Raw genomic sequence first — 18,908 nt, 5'->3', positions numbered from 1 at the left:
GGATATGCCTCGTACAAACAGAAATACACTAAAAGAATACTTTAAGCGCGGAAGTATGCCCAACCAAAAGCATTTCTACGAATTAATCGATTCCATGGTCAATATTTCCGACGACGGGATCGATAAAAATCCGGATGATGGCTTACGGTTAGCTCCTTCCAAGGAAAACAGTCCCGTCATCAGCTTATTCACGAACATACAAGACAATATTCCAGAGTGGAAAATATACCTAGGTAACAATAGCCAACTCCATATCATACGTCAAGGGCAAGATGAACCGATACTATCGCTTCATCCAAACGGTCGCATCGAGATGAACCAACCCGGTATGGATATACGTATCAACGGCAGTCTTTCCGCAACCCGCTTCGACGGTGCGATACGGGGTAAATTTCCCGCAGATGGCGAATGGCATACCCTGCAAATACCAACGGAAGGATGTCGTGCCTACCGCATCATGGCTGGATGCGGTAAGTTAAAAAGCGGACAATACGCATTAGTGGAAGCCACGGCTATCCATTGTTACGGAAAACATCGAAAAATCCGTACGAATCAATCCTGGTTCGGTTCCTTTTTTAACAAGATCAAATTCCGTTGGTACGGCCCCGGACAAAAATGCAAGTTGCAAATACGTAGCGGACGGGATTATGGAGACAACATCTTTGTTTGTTTCCAGATAACCGATTTATGGAAAGATTACCGGATGGACGCCTCCGACCGGAGAAACACCTTTAATCAAGAATAGCCATGGATGATCTGCCCAACCTGCAAGAGCTAAAAAAGGAGGAATCCATATTCGATAGCCTCCAAAAGAATGCCTTGGAAACAATCCGGGAGCTTTCAGGGCAACTGTGGACAGACCATGCCCCGCACGACCCGGGAATCACGACTCTGGACATCTTAAATTACGCCTTAAGCGAATTGGATTACCAAATGAGTTTCCCATTAGAACAATATCTCACCGGATCGGATAATCGTTTCAATCCGGAGGATTACGGCTTGTTCAGGCCTGAACGGGTTTCCGGGATGGCCCCTGTGACACCCAAAGATTACCGAGACCATTTTTTAGATCAATTAGATAACACTGACTTCTTAGTTAACTTATCGGACATACAAATCCATCCCTATAGATCCAATGATCAGATCTGTCACGGATGGTTCGACATATTTATAGAACTCTCGTCCTTTATCTCAGAAGATCAACACAAACAGGAAGAAAAGAAAATCAAGGAAAAGATTAAGAAACTATATCACGCAAACCGGAATTTAGGTGAACACCTACACGCAATCCATTTCGTAAGAAGGAAACCTTTATTACTCATTGGAAATATCGATATAGACGGTAGCATCTCTCCGGAAAAAACCTTGATCGCCATTTATACGGAGGCGATTCAATTATTCGCACCGGGAAGTCATTATACAGGTAGCGCACTTCCCATATACAAGCTTTTCAAAGGGATCAAGCAGATACAAGGGGTTTTATCGATACACTCTTTGGAATTTCAAGGTTTTGAAGAGGGTGAATACGCCTATACATTGGCATTATCTTCCCCTGAGCAAATCAAGATACGACTTTACCAAAACCAACAAGCGGTAGAGATTAATGCCACAAAAGTATTGAATCGTTTGCATTCGCGGAATAATATCAACCATGCAATACGAGAACAGAAAAAACAAGCCAAATCGATCCTCATGGACAGTCGCCATATCCATCTGAATGATTATAGCGTCACAAATGATTTCCCGATTTGCTACAAGGACTCGTTTACCGATTCATTCAAGGCATATCTTTCTATATTCGACCATCTCTTTTCGGAGGGACATGAAGAAATGAATCATCTAAAAGATTGGATGGCCTTAAATATGGAAACACCCGGTTCCGCTTCTATGGAACAAAACAAAGATCTGCTATTGGATACGTTGGATAAAATCTACGGAGAAAATAGCAACCTGCCTTTTCTCCGCTACTCCCATAAAGAGATAAACCGTCAACGAAGAGTCCGGTTCCTGCGACAACTACCGGAACTTATCCGGGACCGGTATCTGGGCTGTAATCTATTCGACGCAGACTCCCTTTCCGGATTGGAAAGATATCTCTATTCCATACTCGGATGGGAAGATGCGGAAGAGCAAATTTTCATTCTGGAAAACATACTCCTGCATTCACCGGAGGCGACTGATCATCCAGTCCCCTCCCGGGAATTTACCTTAACGGCAATCCTCTCGCAAACAGAACGTACGCAGCAACGGCCGGATTTTCAGCTTCGTCTTGAAGAATTCTTGCGAGAGAAGATACCGGCACATCTACGATTCACGGTTCATTGGCTTCCTCCGAAAGAGCTAGCCCTATTTGTCAAGGACTATAAGGCATGGAGAAAAGCTTGGGCCGATAATGACAACAAAGAGATTGGCCGCACCGGAGAAATCTTAAAGAATAATCTGATACGAATAAATATCGAACTTTAAATTTACCCTTATGTCAACCAGATATCGAACTACCTACCACGGCATTTTATTGGGCTTATTACTTCATGTAATCATGGCACAAGCCGTTAACGCCCAAAGAAGTCTCTCGGAGCGATTGGATTATTTCCGGAGTTTAGGAGAGCGGACCGAGTTGGAACTGGAAGAGATTCGTACCCCGATCGTCTCTTACCAGACTCTTATGGACTCGATCACCCAGCGTATCTTAACGGAACAATGCGGTTATATCGTTTATCCCGCTGAATTGGGGAATGCTTTCACTTTCGTAACAAACCCGGACGCAAACCAAGCGATCTCACGTTTGGGTTATTTACAGTCCCCAAGTTCCTTATTACCCGATCATGTAGAGCAATGCGCATATACACCTTGGCTGTTCGGAAACGAGTTATTAACCGCATCCAAGAATAAAGCCAATGCGGATCCTCTCTGCCGCTTCTTCGATGAAAAGCTTGGCCCAGTCAAAGTAACGCAAGCTTTGTGGTATTATTTCAATAAAAGAGAACCGGAAAAGATCTTGCCTCCCCCTACCGTCGAGAATATGTATTTCTTCAAAGGTAAAACCGGAGATCTGGATAATATGCAATCGTTGCTCAACTCCGATAAACAAGGCTATATCATTTGCCCCGTATGGACAGAAGACGTTACAGGAGTTCTGGACAATCCGGACGAGAATCCCTCCATCAGAGGAAGCGGAACGATTGAGTTTTTCATCAAGGAAGCTCCTCTTTCCATCGCTCTCAACATTACGCCCTGGGAAGAAGACGCCATCGGATACAGGGAAACCGGCTTCATCCCATTCGTCTACGACACCACTTACACGCAGGCCGTAAAGAACTGGTTGCTATCCGTGCGTGAACTGCGCCCCTCCACGGTTCGTACGTTCTTCTGTTATTTCGATAAACGTAGCAAAGAAGAGATCGCCGCACAAAAGAAAAAGGGAAATTGCAGTATTCCCGTATTCAAGGTAGATGGCGCATCATCGGAAACCGAACGCCTATCCGAACGTCTAAGCCAATACAACCAACGAGCTTTTCCGATCGTACCATATTGGCTGCAATCCGTATATGAGCAATTACCGGCAAACCTTATCCGGAAATTCAGCCGAATGGAATATCTAGGGTATGTAGTGGATACAGAAAGCAGGCAACCTAGCCAAGTAAGCGACTGGCAACAACAGGAGTGCTTGATAGATATGCCCGTTTATTCGGATACACCCGTCGATTTACTAGTCCTATTCCGAAACTCAAAAGCGACGAATGATTTCTTAAGATCGAAAGAATCCCAGATGGCTCTTTTAAATAACTTATTCACAAAGGGTACCGGTACGATCAACCGAAACCCGTCTCTCCGGAAACTCAACGGATTGACTCTTTACTTCCCTGATTTCGATTTTAAACTGGAGAACCGGAGAGAACTTGTACAATTCGTGAAGTCCACTAGTTTCGTAATTGATTCCTTTTGCGTGGATGGTAATAAAATATATAAAAACTACGATCTAAATGTCATATTCCCTATCAAGGAGAAAAAACATATCGGTTATCTATCCATTCTATTGAAATACCAATTGGTAGACCGCCTTTGTTTCGTCGATTACGATGAAATGGGCGTTCCCGTAACTACTTGTGAAAATCGAGAGAATAAGCAAGAACCAGTACTCAAGATGGTCATGTATGAGGAAGAATGCGAGGTATCCTTACTAGATAATCTTTTCAACTCTTTATTCTATTTGCTAAATCCTTTTCCGCAAGGCGAGCAACTCACCAGTTGCTCCGATGATCTGGCGCAACTGGCAAATACGGAATTCTCCAACCCGATGCTTATTTATTTCGTATTGGGTGATATATTCCTATTTCTCATACTATTAATCCTAATCACCCTGTATATGACATCCAGTAAGTTCTACATGTTGGCACAACATTATAAGCGATATGTCTTGCCTCTATTACTGGTATTCATATCCGAGATCGTATTGGTATTATACCTAATCACCAATATCGTATCCTCACGGGAAACTTTCGATATATGGACTCAAATGATACTGTTGGCGCTCCCACTCTTCTTTTTTCTCTTAATCATCGTACCGATCGGGCACCGGGAAAGAGAGCCGTTGCCTTAAATCACCACCGGCCCTCTTTATTCAATTCCCGGCGGATCGCCATAGATAAGATATCGGAATCTAGCCGGGGAGTGTCTTGCTTTAGCAACCGAAGGGCACAACGCCTGATCACATTCGAGATGGAGCCACCCGATAACTCATAAGTAGCTGCCATACGGATCATCTTGTCCGCATCCGCAGGTAGCCAAGAAGAGGGAAGCATTCTACGCCATAATTCCTCACGTAAGTCTTGATCCGGCATCGGGAAATAGATAATAGACTGGAAACGACGGGAGAAAGCTTCATCAATATTACTCTTTAAGTTTGTGGCTAAAACAACGGTTCCCGGGAAATCCTCGATCCGTTGCAGCAAATAAGCGATCTCTTGATTCGAATGGCGATCATTAGAAGTGTTCGTCGAGGTTCGTTTACCGAATAAGGCATCCGCCTCATCGAAAAAGAGAATCCAATTTCGGTTTTCCGCTTGGTCGAATACATTCGCAAGGTTCTTTTCAGTCTCGCCGATATATTTGGAGACAATCATGGAAAGATCGATACGATATACATCCATCCCGTTCTTCTTGCCGATCAAGGTTGCGCAAAGCGTCTTACCCGTTCCCGGCGGGCCATAAAACAAAGTGCGGTAACCGGCCTTCAAAAAACGACTCAATCCCCAGTCCGAAAGGATGACCCGATGCCCCGTAATCCAATTATTTATCTCCTCCAACTCCTCACGCACATAATAAGGCAATACGGCATCTTCCCAATTCAAAGCCGTACTAATCCGTTTGGCCGGAAAACCCATATTATAGTCCGGCTTATATTCTCCCTCAAAAGATAAACGGTACAAGAAATCCTCCGATATACGCAGTTGTCCGCTCAAGAACGGTTCACCATTCCCGGCTCCTTCCAAGCCAACGACATGATACATATGGAACCAATGCTCCTCACGAAATAGACGAACCACTTCCAGACGGCGTTCCACACGATCGCCCGCCAACAGGAAAACGACCGTCTCGCCCGTTGGCAAGAATCCTCCGTGCGATAGTCCTTTCCAACCGCCAAATTCCGTATAAGGACGGTCAAAATTCTTATTATGCACAAAAAAAATATCCAACATCTGCGGAGAAAGATGAGGCATTAAGGCCAACATCAACACCATCCACTCGTCGAAAGTAGGATCGACCTGTTCCGGCAACAACGCCTTCCAAAGCGGTCCTGCCTTCGGGAGTGGGATATCATAGACGGAAGATAAATCGCACTCCTGCCGGAAATACAAACGAATGGAGACATCCAATACCCGCTGGAACCAATCGATCCACTCGTTCATAAGACAGAAGCAGCTTTAGCACCCATCACATCCGCCTCGTGTTCCAAGGATAAATCATCGTTAACGGCCATTCCACCTACCTCGGTAGTAGGCTGCACACGTCCCTCGGCTTGCTGGATGACGTGTGTCAACTCATGTCCCAATAGCTGCTGTCCGGCAGACGTATCCGGTTTGAATTGTCCCGGGGCGAAATGGATATCCGTACCTTGCGTATATGCCAAAGCCCCAACCTCCGGCGCTTTCGATGAATCCGGGTGTACACGTACCGATGAGAAATCCGTCCCGAAGGAAGACTCCATGCCTTGGATTACATGATCCGGAATCCCTGTCTGGTTCTTAGTTTGCCGTTGGGCCACAAATTTTCCTTGAAGAAGCTCATCCTCATCTTCCACATCCCGCTGAACGGCGAACTTACCTTGCAGCAAATCATCCTCATCCATTGCGTCACGTTGCATAGTTTCCACCATTTTAGCCTGCAAGGCAGATTGTACCCGGTTATCTTCCATCAATTGTGTTGATTCACCTTTACGGTTTTGAAAGACCCGCGAAGGTCCTTCTTGAATCTGTATCCGATCCGCATTCATAATGTTATCTTTTAATGTTATTTACCGCCACTTTACTCTAAGTATTTTTTCCATCCATGGAGTTTTAATGAACCTGAAGTTCCAAGCAATCGAATCTAATAAGACGTCAAAAGCTCTCTCCTCGACCGTTAGCGTCCAATTATTCTTCTCCATCTTTAACACTCCCTTTCTCCGGATAAAAGTACTTTGAAGACCTTCCCAGCTCGTATTCCTCATCTTATCCCAATTCATAAGTACCGCTTTCTTCAATTGCTCTATCATCTCTAATTCATTCTCAGTTAAATCACACGAGCGAGGAAGCGGTTCCGGACTATCATAGCCCGTCAAGACTTTGTTTAAGAATAATTCTGGCTCCGGGATTTCCTTCTCATCCGTTACAAAACGTTGAGACGCAAAAATGGCCTTCACTTGGCATTCTCTCGATTTAAAGCCACGTCTGTCATCACTCAAGTAGCCTAACCTATGAAAAAGTATTGGCAGATAGACGGCTATGATCGTCAAGCCCGCATTGTTAATAGACACGCCATGATCTTCTAACTGGCCATTCAAAACATCCATATCCATATTATTTTTAAGTTGATATATAAAAACTGACAATTCAGATAAATTAGTTGTATGTCGACATATAAAAGTCTCTATCTTATGCAATTCCTCCTCTGACACAGACTCCCTCAAATGCTGCCAAAAGAGGAACAACAATCCATCTTTGGAGTAATTCCGGTAAACGTTGCCGGAAAGAGCCTGTAACCACCCCAACCAAACGTTCTCTTCCAACCCGAAGTTATTGAGACGAAACAAGCGGATTACCTCCTCGACAAGTAAACGCAAAGCGGGAGTCGCCCCTGTATATAATTCCTCCAATAATTCCATCTTTTGAGAATTGAACGGATAGATAGCGGGAGAAATCGTACGGATGGGAAGCTCGGGCACTTTCCCCTGTTTCGTACCCAGTAAAGCTTCCATAGTACGTGCGAACGCATCCATATCCTCCAACATACACTCATGCAATAATAAGCGCAACCGAGCGGCATCCCCAAAAGTACGGTTCTCTTTTACATTCGTAAGATATTGGATCAAGGATACTTGATTCGGAAAAGCCAGACCGTATTCACGGATGACAAACAGTAATAAGGAAGCGAAGATACGAGCGGCCTCTATCGGCTCTTCCACCCTTATTCCGGATGAAGGAATGTCCTTCAATTGCCGTAATTGGTCCAGTAAGATTTTCGGGTTCGTCTTCTCCAAACCACTCACGTACTCAAATAGATCGCCCAGCGGTTCATCGGAACGGCCCGTGATTATAAATTGTCCCAACCGATACGCTTTCCTCTCCTCATTCAACCAAACAGAGAATAAAAGCTCGGGAGATTCCTTATCCATATCCTCGTACAGCAGGTCTATTATCTCACGTAACTCTTCCGGAACCCACGGATATTCCCCATGTGTTCCCTCATGAAAATAGGAGATCAACTCCCGCACCGTGATATTATAATGAGCAGAGAACTGTCCCAACACCGAACGTACGAATTGTTTCCGGCTAAAAGCGGTTAATGGCCCGCTAAACAGTACCAGAAAAATAAACTCCCATTTCAACAGCCGGAACTCGCCGCCCACCCTTCCTTCCAAACGCCCTTGCTCTTTCCCCTTATCCAGCGTCTGCGCATACCGGATAATGAAATGGCTTTCCACCGGAACGATTTGCCTAACCACCGAATAGATTTGCTCCTCGCGCAAGGAACGGATAAAGCGACGGCACAAACCGGAATTAGACAACCGATCTTTCAAATCTTCCGGGTAATAAACGGATATATCGGCGGGAGAATCATCGAGAGCATTCAAGTACAAAGCAATGATCAATTCCCGAACGGCTGGATAAGCCGTTAGCAGCCCACTTGCCAAGGTACGGTAAAAATATCCCAATAACTCCATTACCGTCAGATTGTAATGCGCCGCCAATTCCTTTAACACGGAGAAGGCAAACTGATGGCGGGAAAATACGCTTCCCCCCCTACCGAAAATAACCTCGAAGATAAACACCCATTTCAGTATCCTGAAATCATTCCCGGCTTTCCCTTCGAGCATACCCAATTCCTTCTCCTTATCCAACGCTCTCGCATAGTCGATGACAAACGGACTCTCCGCAGGGATCACCTGTTCCACGATCTGGTAAATCTGTTCCTCATTATACCCAGATAAGAAAGTCAAGCTCTTCTCCCGCCGCACGAGCAAAGCCTTCAATTCTTCCAGAGAAAAAAGAGAGAGATTTTTAGTGAATTCCTTTTCCGATAATGTCTCTAGCCGGATATCCTTCAAGAGCGACAATAACTCGGGCATGAACAAGCGGGTAGAGGCGAACTTATCTAAATCATACGTCAGCATCCCCAGTAAATCCACAAAAGAAATGGAATAATAGCCGGATAATTCCCGCAGCGTGTACGTCACCATTTGTTTCCGGTTGAAATAGCCTTGATCCTGAGATAATAAATATCCCCATAGGATTATCCAGATGGCGTTTCTGTAATCATTCTTCCCTATCTCCGGACGCTTTATCTCGGGATAAGAGTCTTGCAAGAAACGGGCATAAGCGTTTATAAACGAACTTTCCGAGGGTGCCACCACATGTACCAAACGTTCTTGATAGATATCATCCAATTGAAAGACCAGACGTTTACGAATGGTAAGCGCCTTTCCCTTCTCACGCAGGAAATGACTTAATTCTATCGGGGATATTCGTACTAATTTATCTAGAAGTTCCGGTAAGGTGAGCCTCTCCTCTTCCAGCCAAGGCCAATATCCGTGCGACATATAATAGGTAAATACTTCCAGCCAAGATTGCCTGATGGGAACAACAGCGATTCGGTCGGGATGCTCTTCCTTACTTCGCAAATAAGAAGCGAAAGTCTCGTCCAGTCTCTCCGCTAGTCTACGGGGGAATTGCTCATAGAATTCATCTTCTTCTAGCTCACCTAGATCCAAGTCTAAACTCTCGATCCGGATCAACTCATCTTCCGTATCATAACGGCTTAAAATCTCATCCACGATCCCTTCTAAAGAGGTTCGGTTAAAGGTATCCCAACGACCATATAAATCATGAACGAAAGGTTCCCGATCCGCAACTAAATCTAGTTTTAAGGTGCCTATTGTTATCATATGGTTTGCAGGGTATTTCAGTCTTTATTAGATGCATGCAATATCTATATTATTCTTCGATTAAACAAGTATTATCCAGATTCTTTTCCACAAAAACATATAAAAGTTGATTGTGCCAGAATAAAACTTATGCGTACCTATAGGTAAGCCTGATCGGTACCTATTCTATTCTTAAATTATCGCCACTGATTTTACAATCAGCGGCGGCATTTGTATATTCAGCGGCTGTGAATATAAATTCAGCGTCGCCAAATTAAGAAATAGAGCTTATTCGACAAAGAATATATAGGCTCTTGGAGAAGTATTTCCTAGGGAGAGAAGCGTTTTTCCTCCAACAGAGAGAGATATCAAAGATATTTACGTAAATTTGCCATTCAGTTACAATTTATCAACCTAAATTCTTTATTTACATGGAATCTGTAATGAAAAAAACAGCCGCCACAAGCTTGTTAGCCTCTTGTGCGGTATCGCTGGCCTTGTTTTCCTCTTGTGCCAGTCAAGAACAAAACACACTTACTCCTGAGGAAATCGCTGACGGATGGGTTCTGCTTTTTGATGGAAAGACATTGGATGGCTGGAAAGATTACAACGGGACTACATTGACACAGCCTTGGCATGTAGTGGATGGTTGTATACAAGCCAAAGGAGATGGCAGCGACGCTAGTGGCTACATCGTAACCGATAAAGAGTATGAGAACTTCGAGCTTTCTTGGGACTGGAAATTGTCCAAGGGTGGCAATAGCGGTATGTTGTACCATGTGGTAGAGCGTCCCCAATTCGCTGTTCCTTACGTAACGGGGCCGGAGTATCAATTGATCGACGAGCCGAACTTCCCGGACCCATTGGAAGAGTGGCAGAAATTAGGTGTGGATTACGCAATGCATTTGCCGGATAAATCCAAGATGAAGGTGAATCCGCAAGGCGAATGGAACAACTCCAAGATCGTATTCGATAATGGACATGTGGAACATTGGTTGAACGGACAAAAGATCCTAGAGTTCGAGGCATGGACAGACGATTGGCACGCTAAGAAAAATAGCGGTAAATGGGCCAACGCACCGGAATACGGATTGGCGAAAAAAGGTGTGCTTTGTTTGCAAGATCATGGTTATCCCGCATCTTTCCGTAACTTGAAGATCAAGGAACTTCCTCGTAAGACCGGTAAGGAAGTGAACTTGTTCAACGGCGTGGATTTGACGGGATGGGAACCATACGGTACGGAGAAATGGTACGTAAAAGACGGCTTATTGGTTTGCGAAAGCGGTCCCGACAAACAATACGGTTATCTCGCTACCCGTGATTATTACGATGATTTCGATCTGACCGTAGAGTTCAAGCAAGAGGCTGACGGAAACTCCGGCGTATTCATCCGCTCTTTCGTGGAGGAAGGCGTGAAAGTAAACGGCTGGCAGGTAGAAGTAGCTCCGAAGGGTCACGATACAGGTGGTATCTATGAGTCGTACGGACGTGGCTGGTTGGTTCAGATTCCGGATGAGAAAGAGAATATCTTGAAAGAAGGCGATTGGAACACGATGCGTATCAAAGTACAAGGCGATAACGTACAGACTTGGCTGAACGGACAGGAAATGGTAAACTTGAATGATGAGAAGATCGGAGCGGGTAAAGGCCGCATCGCCCTTCAGATTCACGACGGTGGAGGCATCAAGGTTCTTTGGCGAAATTTAAAACTTACGACATTATAATAGAACGAAGCTAGATTATAAACCAAATAAGGTGTTTCAAAAGAAGTCTTTTTGAAGCACCTTATTTTTATCATTGATAACACCCTCTTTTATCACTGGATTTTATGAATAAACTTATCTTTACAGCTATCCTTTCGGGATTTGCCGGCCTCTACGCCATGGGCCAGAACGAGATCCGGCTTATGGACATGGACCTAAATAAATCCTACCAAACTTACGGTGGCGCCGTCAAAGGGAAATCAGTTACCAACGAGCCCGCCTCTATACAAGGAAAAACGTATGATGACGTGATCGGGGTACAAGCCAAAAGTCATATCAAGATCGATTTACACAAGAATGCGTCACGCTTTCAAGCGCAGGTCGGGATCGCCGACTCACATATCGATTATACGGATAAAAGCCTCACGGTTATCCCTTTTGTTGACGGAACGAAAATGTATTTCGATACCCGAAAAAACGCCAAGACATTTGTTGGTCTAGAAGGTAAAGACGGAAAAATACATCCGGGCTCGGCCTTATTTATCTTGAAAGGAGATGACAAGGAGCTTTATAACAGCGGTATCGTCAAACTTGGCGATGCCCCGAAAACAATCGATATCCCCCTAAATGGCATAAAGATATTGGATCTTATTGTAGAGCCTACCGACGATGGACCTAGCGGAGATCATGCCTTATGGATCACGCCCCAAATAGAGTATATGGAGATCATCCCCTCGATCGTCTCCACGAGCTATCAAGGGAAAGGGCCGGAAGTATCATCCGGTACGGAGAAGAAATTACTTGATAAAATCAAGCAATTACCCCAACAAGGGCTTCCTTTGGAAAACACCTCTTTCGACTGGCTTTTACAACCCTCACGATCAAAAGCCGGCATATATGCGACTCCAGATGGCAAAAGCATCTTATTGTCAAACGGAATGGTAGCACGTATGTTCCGTGTCTTGCCCAATCTTTCCACTCTCGATATCTTTAACCGGATGACCGGAGAAAGTATGCTTCGTGCCGTAAGTAGCGAAGGTAGTTTGACGATTGACGGGAAACGTTGGGAACTTGGCGGGCTGGCCGGCCAGCCCGAGCGCGGATACTTCCAAATGGAATGGGTCGACCAGATGACTACTCGCCCCGGTTCTTTTCTCATTAAGGATTTCCGCATAGAAGAGCTACAGGAAGATATCAAATGGGCCAGAAGCCGCTGGGCACTAAATAAGAACGTACCCACAGGGAAAAGACTGACTTTCGTATTGAAAGGAGAGAAAGAAACAGAAGGTGTCACCGTAGAACTCCATTACGACTTATACGATCACATCCCGGTTATCCGGAAAAGTATGGAGGTTACCAACAATACCCCGCAGTCCATAGATATCGATACCTTTCAATTGGAATATCTGGCATTCGCCGAACCGGAGTCGCCCGGCGGTGGAGATCCCTCTAAATTCAGGCTCCCGAACATACATGTAGAAAGCGATTATGCTTGTGGCGGAGAGTTTACCGAGCGGGAAACCGATATCACGGAGAAATGGGTGGCCGATCCGGAATATACCTCCCAACGCAATTATCCTTTGCTAACGCCTTGTATATTAGACGTATCCCCCAAGCTAGGTCCTGATTATACCCTAGCGGCGGGCCAGAAATTCAAATCCTTTAGCGTATACGAGATGCCGTTCGACAGCGATGATCGGGAACGGAAGGGTTTGTTTAAACGACGCTTACATTATACGGTAGCTCCATGGGCTACGGAGAATCCGATCTTCATGCACCTTACCTCTTCCGATCCGGATGTTATTCGTACCGCTATCGATCAATGCGCTACCGTTGGATACGAGATGGTTATCATCAGCTTTGGATCCGGATTGAACGCCGAGGATATCTCAGAAGAAAATATCGCCAAATATAAATCCTTGGTGGATTACGCCCGCAACAAAGGTGTAGAGTTAGGGTGTTACTCCCTCTTATCAAGCCGTTGGATCAGCGACGAGGTAGATGTTATCAATCCCAAGACAGGTAAACGAGGGGGGATGCGCTTCGGTAGCGCTCCCTGCCTTTGCAGCGATTGGGGATATGAGTATTTCCATCATATACGAACCTTCTTCGAGCATACGGGCATGCGTTGCTTCGAGCACGACGGCTCCTATCCCGGCGACGTATGTGCATCTACCCACCATACCTATCATAAAGGGCTGGAAGATTCCCAATGGAATCAGTTCCATAAGATAACCGATCTCTATCGTTGGATGTGCGAGAATGGCATTTATATCAATGTTCCCGATTTCTATTTCTTGAACGGGTCTACCAAGACAGGCATTGGTTACCGTGAAGCCAACTGGTCGCTTCCCCGGGATCGGCAGATCATCCATGCCCGCCAATTGAATTATGATGGTACATGGGATCGGATGGCTTCGGCATGCTGGAGCTTTGTTCCTCTCGTGGAGTATCAAGGAGGAGGAGAGGCCGCTACCTTGGAGCCCCTTCACGAACACTTGTTCGAATACAAAACACATATGATGCAAAATTACGGAGCTGGTGTCCAAGCTTGCTATCGAGGCCCACGTCTGTATGATACCCCGGAGACCCAAGCGGCCGTAACCGAGGTCATTCAATGGTATAAGAAATACCGCGATATACTCAACAGCGATATGATCCATTTACGCCGACCGGACGCACGAGACTGGGACGGGTTCATACACGTCAATCCCCACAAGAAGGAGAAAGGTCTAGCCATGTTCTTCAATCCGACCCATCAAGAGATCACCCGTACGATCCATATCCCACTCTATTATACCGGCCTGACACAAACAGCCCGCATCCGGGAAAAAGAGCAAAAGCCTGTCACCTACAAACTGAACCGGGACTATACGGTGGAGCTTACGGTTAAAATCCCTGCCAACGGATATACTTGGTATGTGGTTGAAGCAGCCGATTAGAACTAAAATGGCCGGGATAATCGCTACCCCGGCCATTTTATCTATCTATAGACTTCTTTATCTACGTCCGTTACCTAGATGTTTTCTGCCATGTTTATTCCCTTTAGGCTGCTGTTTCTCCAGATATTGTTTGTATTGTTCCTCCGTCAATATCTTTTTCATCTGGGCGTTCTTATCCTCACGCATGGCCAACATCTTTTCCCGTTGCTTCTCACGCTCAGCCTTCATCGCCTCACGTTCTTTCTGAGCCTTTTCCATATACTCTTTTTGAAGTTTACGGAACTCCACCGCTTGTTTCTCATCTAACTTCAAGTCGGCGATCATCTTCTCGCAACGTGCGGACGGATCCATCTTACGCTTGTCCATACGCCTGTTCTCACGAGCGAACACAGAAGTAGAACTCAACAATACAACCAAACACAATCCTATTACCTTTTTCATAAACTACTACTTATTACTTTTATTATAAATTACCTGTTTATGAAGCGCTTCGAAAGAATAGACATCGATAAAAAGGAAAGGTTTAATCGGAAATAACATTTAACATTTTACCACAGGCCATTTACCATCTCGGAATCTCCAAATCATCCTTACTGGGCAATGCCGGGAATTTAGCGTGTGGTTCCACCTGATACCAGAAAGTAGTCGATGAGATATCCGACTTTTGATTATTATACCTACCGTCGTGCCGCCAACCCAAATCTTGAATCGTAACCTTCAGATCCTTTTCAAAACGAACCGGGTCCAAGATATGCCAGCGATACAAGCCGAACGCCGTAACAGCCCGATATAGGCCATCCGGACGGATCACTTGGTGCATTCCCGCATAAGGAGTGGTGAATTCTTGGTATTGATGTGTTTTCTGATTCTCGAAGTTATACGAACCACAGAAATAATCCTCCGTACCTGTTCCACAGATTGTCGGGTATTCCTTGTCGCCATCCATATAGAACTTGATCTCTCCTTCACCCCACCAACAGTTATCATTGACACGCCAAGCTAAATAAGTTCCGACATATTGTCCCTTTCCCTTGATTCCATCCACCAACGTATGGATAGAGCCTTGTGTCGGGTTGGAACGACGGAACTGCGCATGGAAATATCCCTCATCCTCCGGCACTTCCGTCAAGGTATAATTAATCTGGTAATACAAACGCATCTCTTCCGCATTATTAATATTCTCCAACGTTATACGTGCTTTCTTACGGAACGGCATCTTCCAGTAGCAATTGAAAGCGCTCCCGGGATTTACACAGACCGCCAACGAGGAAAGTTGGGCATACTCATTAAAAGCACTGGCGAAGAAATCCCCGACCGGACATTCAACCGAAGGCTCTTTCTCGTCGTCCCAATACATACGGAGTATCGAGAATCGCCAGTTGCCAGTGGGAGTCATCCATATCTGCTGGATAGCCCCCGGGCCATCAATCTCTGCGATAGTAACTGTCTCCCCCGGTTTCACGATAATAAAAGGATTTACTTTCCAGCCTTTCCCCAAATCTTTCGCTGGGCCAGCCGCATTCGCCTTATTCCGGACATCCTTATCTCTCACGGGATCAGCCATCGCTCCTTTCCCTTTCTCCCCCGTAAAATTCTCCGGACTGATCGAACGACTCTGCGCATTCGACAAACGAGAAAGGTTTCCCATATTCATATCCAACCCGTTAAAAGGATACCGCTGGGCATTCGCCCAAAAACTTAACAGCAAAAAGGCTAACAGCAAAACATTGATCTTCTTCATAATGACTTTTATTATTTAAAATTTATACATCGTCTACCTATCATCTGCCTCCAAAATTAAGATCCAATCATTTCCCCTCTCTCCCGCTTCTCCGGGCGCATTGAATGTACGAATTCCCTTATTCTCGACCGCTCCGATCAAAGTTCTCGCCCCATTCCTCGGATTGAACCAATAAGCTTTACCAAAAGATCGCAATTTACTCATTTGTATTCTTACATCCTGCCCTTGACTCAAATAAACTAAAATAAAAGTATTATCTTTTGCTAAAACTGGAGTGATATAACTTGCGTCATTGTAATTAATTCCAAACAAAACGGATAGATCCGGACGGAAACGATCTAACGGATACATCGTAAACAAAGACTTTACATAGCGCATACATTCGGCTCCCGGCCTATCCAACGCACCATCCCAAAACGTGAGGCATGGTACATGATATTTACCTCCGGGCTTATACATTTGCCAAATAGCGTTATTCCCATATGTATATCCGGCAGCTCCAGACAAATAAGTCCAATAAGCCTGCATACGAATATCATAGTCATCGTAAATTCCATCCGTAAAATAAGTCGTATCCTTAATCAACCCGTTATCACCTATTATGTCCTCCTTTCTCTTCCCGAATTTAGCATAATCAAAATATTCCCAGAAACGAACCGGTATGTCCTCGTATGAAGGTTCCGCATTTACAAACGGTTTAATCGGACTCAATTGAGCATACATACCCGAAAAACGATATACCGGATCCATCCGGCGGTAATGTCCGCTTTGGAGAATATTGAATGATAGCCAAGACTCATTGTGGAACCAATAATGCGAGGAAATCTCTCCTGTCGGATGATAGGACATTAGTTGTGTTCCTCCATTTCCTTCTTGAATTCCTTTCGCCATAGACTGCCAGATTTCAAACTCCTTATCCGTAACTACATTTCTATCGCCACCAAGAATCCATATTACAGCTTCGTTTTTATACCGGGTTCCCAGTATTTTCCCGTACGTATACGCATTATCTGGGTTAAACAAAGCCGGATTTCCGTCTTTCTCTACCACATTACTCGCCCAAGTAGGTAAAAGCCCAATATACAGTCCTCGTTTTCCAGCCTCTCGAATCACGAAATCCACTAACTCAAAGTATCCTTCCGTGATTTGGGTAGGGTTCTTATCAACCAAGGGCAAATATCCGTACACATTCGGTTTATCCAAACCATCCAGTTCAGATAAGATAACAGCCTGTATTACCGTAAAGCCCTTTTCTTGCCGGTTATCCAGATAGTGAACGATCTCCTCCTTATCCAATACATGAAATAACTCCCAAGCCGTATCCCCCAGCCATAAAAAGGCACCGCCCTCTTTCTTATAAATAATAGGATCGTTCGGACGGACGATCAAATCTTGAGCCAAACAACCCAATACACAAAAAGCTAGACAAAACAAAAGATATTTTCGCATACTAATTCTTTTTAAGATTAAAAACTTACATTATAAATCTCCACGGACCCCACATTATCGAAGCAAGAGGCTGGGCTAACTTTCCCACTCTCACAAACTAATCGAACATTCCGTAAAATCACTCGATCTAAATTATGAAGGTAAAGCCCCCAGCAAGGGAGCGCACGATAATCGGTCAATGGCTTCGAGGGAGTACGTCCTACTATTTCTTGATCTTTATTCCCAATATACGATAAGGAAACATCCGAAAGCCGGACATCTTTCAAACTACTATCTCCCCAACTCTCTACCGAGGCGGCCGCTTTCATTAAACGTGTACCTCTTATATGCTCCAAACAGATCCGCTCTCCCCAGTTCCCCTCATTCAATGTGACTAGAAACGGATTATCCAATTGATCAAAAGAACAGCTAGATATCAATATATCCTTTACTTCCCCAAACGCAGGGAACCATGCGCCCGGTTGGAGCAATATACCAGAAAGCATATTCCTACGTTTTTGCTCACCGGAAGTCCGATGTGGATATTTTCCCGGACCTCTAAATTCACAATCAACGATCTTTAAACCAGTAGCCGGCATTATCAACCTTATCCCATTGCACGATGAGTTCATATAGCAATTCTCTATTACCACATTCTTCCATAGTCCACCCGCAACAGCATCATCACCCGTATAAAAACGGCAATTTCGGATACGGATATCTTTTCCGCCACGAATATGAATCCCATCCCATCCTTCCTCCACTAAAAGATTATCGAAAGAAGCCCTTTCAATATCATAACTCATAAAAGCATAGTTCGACGCTCTTCGTAGTTTAACTCCCGATATCTTAATCCCTTTCGATCTCGACAAAAAGAGAATATGAGGGCCTCTCATCCCTTCTTCACCTTTTTTATCTTGAATATGGGTACCATCAATTACCCCCTCTCCTGTAATTGACACATCTTCAACTTGATCTCCTAAAAGCAATGCCTTGTTCCAATTCCGGGGTTTTACTTTATAATAAGCCTCATCTTGATTAAGATCGGATATAGAACGGTACTTTTCCAAATTATTTATGCCTTTCACTACGGCATTACTTTCTAAGAATAAGTTTACTTTACTTTTCAGCAGAATACTTCCTGTCAAAAACGTTCCCTCCGGAATGATAACCGTTCCTCCCCCTCTCAAGGAACAATCTTCTATTGTCCTGTTGATGAACTGGGTATTGTCTGTTATTCCATCTCCTTTAGCTCCAAAATCCACGATATTATAGGTGCTATCATCATTTGAGGCCCAACCTATCCGCATAAAGAGCATAAACAATACAAAGAGACACCCCCGAAAGACTCTTACTTTCGACACATCTATCATCTTCATTATTCAATAAGATTTAATATGATCATAAAGGAATAAAAAAAGAATAGGATTAGCGATCCCAAGAGAACCATCCTATTCCTTTTCTTTGATGAA

The 18,908-nt window shown here is 44.6% G+C and carries 12 protein-coding genes; 5 read left to right on the top strand and 7 right to left on the bottom strand.

Annotation, left to right across the window (positions count from 1 at the left end; all coding sequences use genetic code 11):
* Positions 1 to 4: 4 nt before the first annotated feature.
* Genes DWY79_RS05390 through DWY79_RS05380 form a run of 3 tightly spaced genes read left to right on the top strand, consistent with a single transcriptional unit; the run spans position 5 to position 4,600 of the window.
* Entirely contained in the window at positions 5 to 745 is a 741-nt protein-coding gene (locus DWY79_RS05390) for a hypothetical protein (RefSeq protein ID WP_005861427.1), read from the top strand.
* Positions 746 to 747: 2 nt separating this feature from the next.
* On the top strand, positions 748 to 2,466 hold the full coding sequence (locus tag DWY79_RS05385; protein WP_122368972.1) for a hypothetical protein: 1,719 nt from the start codon (positions 748 to 750) through the stop codon (positions 2,464 to 2,466).
* A 10-nt stretch (positions 2,467 to 2,476) separates the two neighbouring features.
* On the top strand, positions 2,477 to 4,600 hold the full coding sequence (locus DWY79_RS05380; protein WP_057325980.1) for a hypothetical protein: 2,124 nt from the start codon (positions 2,477 to 2,479) through the stop codon (positions 4,598 to 4,600).
* 1 nt (position 4,601) lies between these two features.
* Here DWY79_RS05380 and DWY79_RS05375 read toward each other — a convergent pair whose 3' ends face one another.
* The 3 genes from DWY79_RS05375 to DWY79_RS05365 are packed head-to-tail and all read right to left on the bottom strand — an operon-like array spanning position 4,602 to position 9,643.
* Entirely contained in the window at positions 4,602 to 5,909 is a 1,308-nt protein-coding gene (locus DWY79_RS05375) for an ATP-binding protein (RefSeq protein ID WP_057328099.1), read from the bottom strand.
* Entirely contained in the window at positions 5,906 to 6,493 is a 588-nt protein-coding gene (locus tag DWY79_RS05370) for a DUF4157 domain-containing protein (RefSeq protein ID WP_005867018.1), read from the bottom strand. The genes DWY79_RS05375 and DWY79_RS05370 overlap by 4 nt, the downstream gene beginning before the upstream one ends.
* Before the next feature lie 21 nt (positions 6,494 to 6,514).
* Positions 6,515 to 9,643, bottom strand: a complete 3,129-nt coding sequence (locus tag DWY79_RS05365) for a contractile injection system tape measure protein (protein WP_057328098.1) — start codon at positions 9,641 to 9,643, stop codon at positions 6,515 to 6,517.
* Between the two features lie 410 nt (positions 9,644 to 10,053).
* On the opposite strand from DWY79_RS05365, the gene DWY79_RS05360 reads away from it, so the two are divergent.
* Together DWY79_RS05360 and DWY79_RS05355 are read left to right on the top strand one after the other, a co-directional pair.
* The gene (locus DWY79_RS05360; RefSeq protein ID WP_122368971.1) at positions 10,054 to 11,346 is read left to right on the top strand and encodes a DUF1080 domain-containing protein; all 1,293 of its coding nucleotides are present in this window, start codon (positions 10,054 to 10,056) and stop codon (positions 11,344 to 11,346) included.
* Positions 11,347 to 11,450: 104 nt separating this feature from the next.
* A complete protein-coding gene (locus DWY79_RS05355; RefSeq protein ID WP_122368970.1) occupies positions 11,451 to 14,267 on the top strand; it encodes an NPCBM/NEW2 domain-containing protein in 2,817 nt (938 codons plus the stop codon).
* Positions 14,268 to 14,324: 57 nt separating this feature from the next.
* On the opposite strand, the gene DWY79_RS05350 is transcribed toward DWY79_RS05355, so the two are convergent.
* From DWY79_RS05350 to DWY79_RS05335, 4 genes are all read right to left on the bottom strand, one after another.
* Positions 14,325 to 14,708, bottom strand: coding sequence for a hypothetical protein (locus tag DWY79_RS05350; RefSeq protein ID WP_005861419.1), 384 nt, complete (start codon positions 14,706 to 14,708; stop codon positions 14,325 to 14,327).
* Positions 14,709 to 14,829: 121 nt separating this feature from the next.
* On the bottom strand, positions 14,830 to 16,008 hold the full coding sequence (locus tag DWY79_RS05345; RefSeq protein ID WP_057328096.1) for a glycoside hydrolase family 172 protein: 1,179 nt from the start codon (positions 16,006 to 16,008) through the stop codon (positions 14,830 to 14,832).
* Positions 16,009 to 16,041: 33 nt separating this feature from the next.
* On the bottom strand, positions 16,042 to 17,457 hold the full coding sequence (locus tag DWY79_RS05340) for a glycoside hydrolase family 140 protein (protein WP_122368969.1): 1,416 nt from the start codon (positions 17,455 to 17,457) through the stop codon (positions 16,042 to 16,044).
* A gap of 17 nt (positions 17,458 to 17,474) precedes the next feature.
* Entirely contained in the window at positions 17,475 to 18,815 is a 1,341-nt protein-coding gene (locus DWY79_RS05335) for a glycoside hydrolase family 28 protein (protein WP_122368968.1), read from the bottom strand.
* Between the last annotated feature and the right edge of the window lie 93 nt (positions 18,816 to 18,908).

This window comes from Parabacteroides sp. AF27-14 (assembly GCF_003635425.1).
GTDB lineage: Bacteria > Bacteroidota > Bacteroidia > Bacteroidales > Tannerellaceae > Parabacteroides > Parabacteroides distasonis.
Note: the sequence above shows the minus strand (reverse complement) of the source record. Positions and strands in the feature narration are given on the sequence as shown.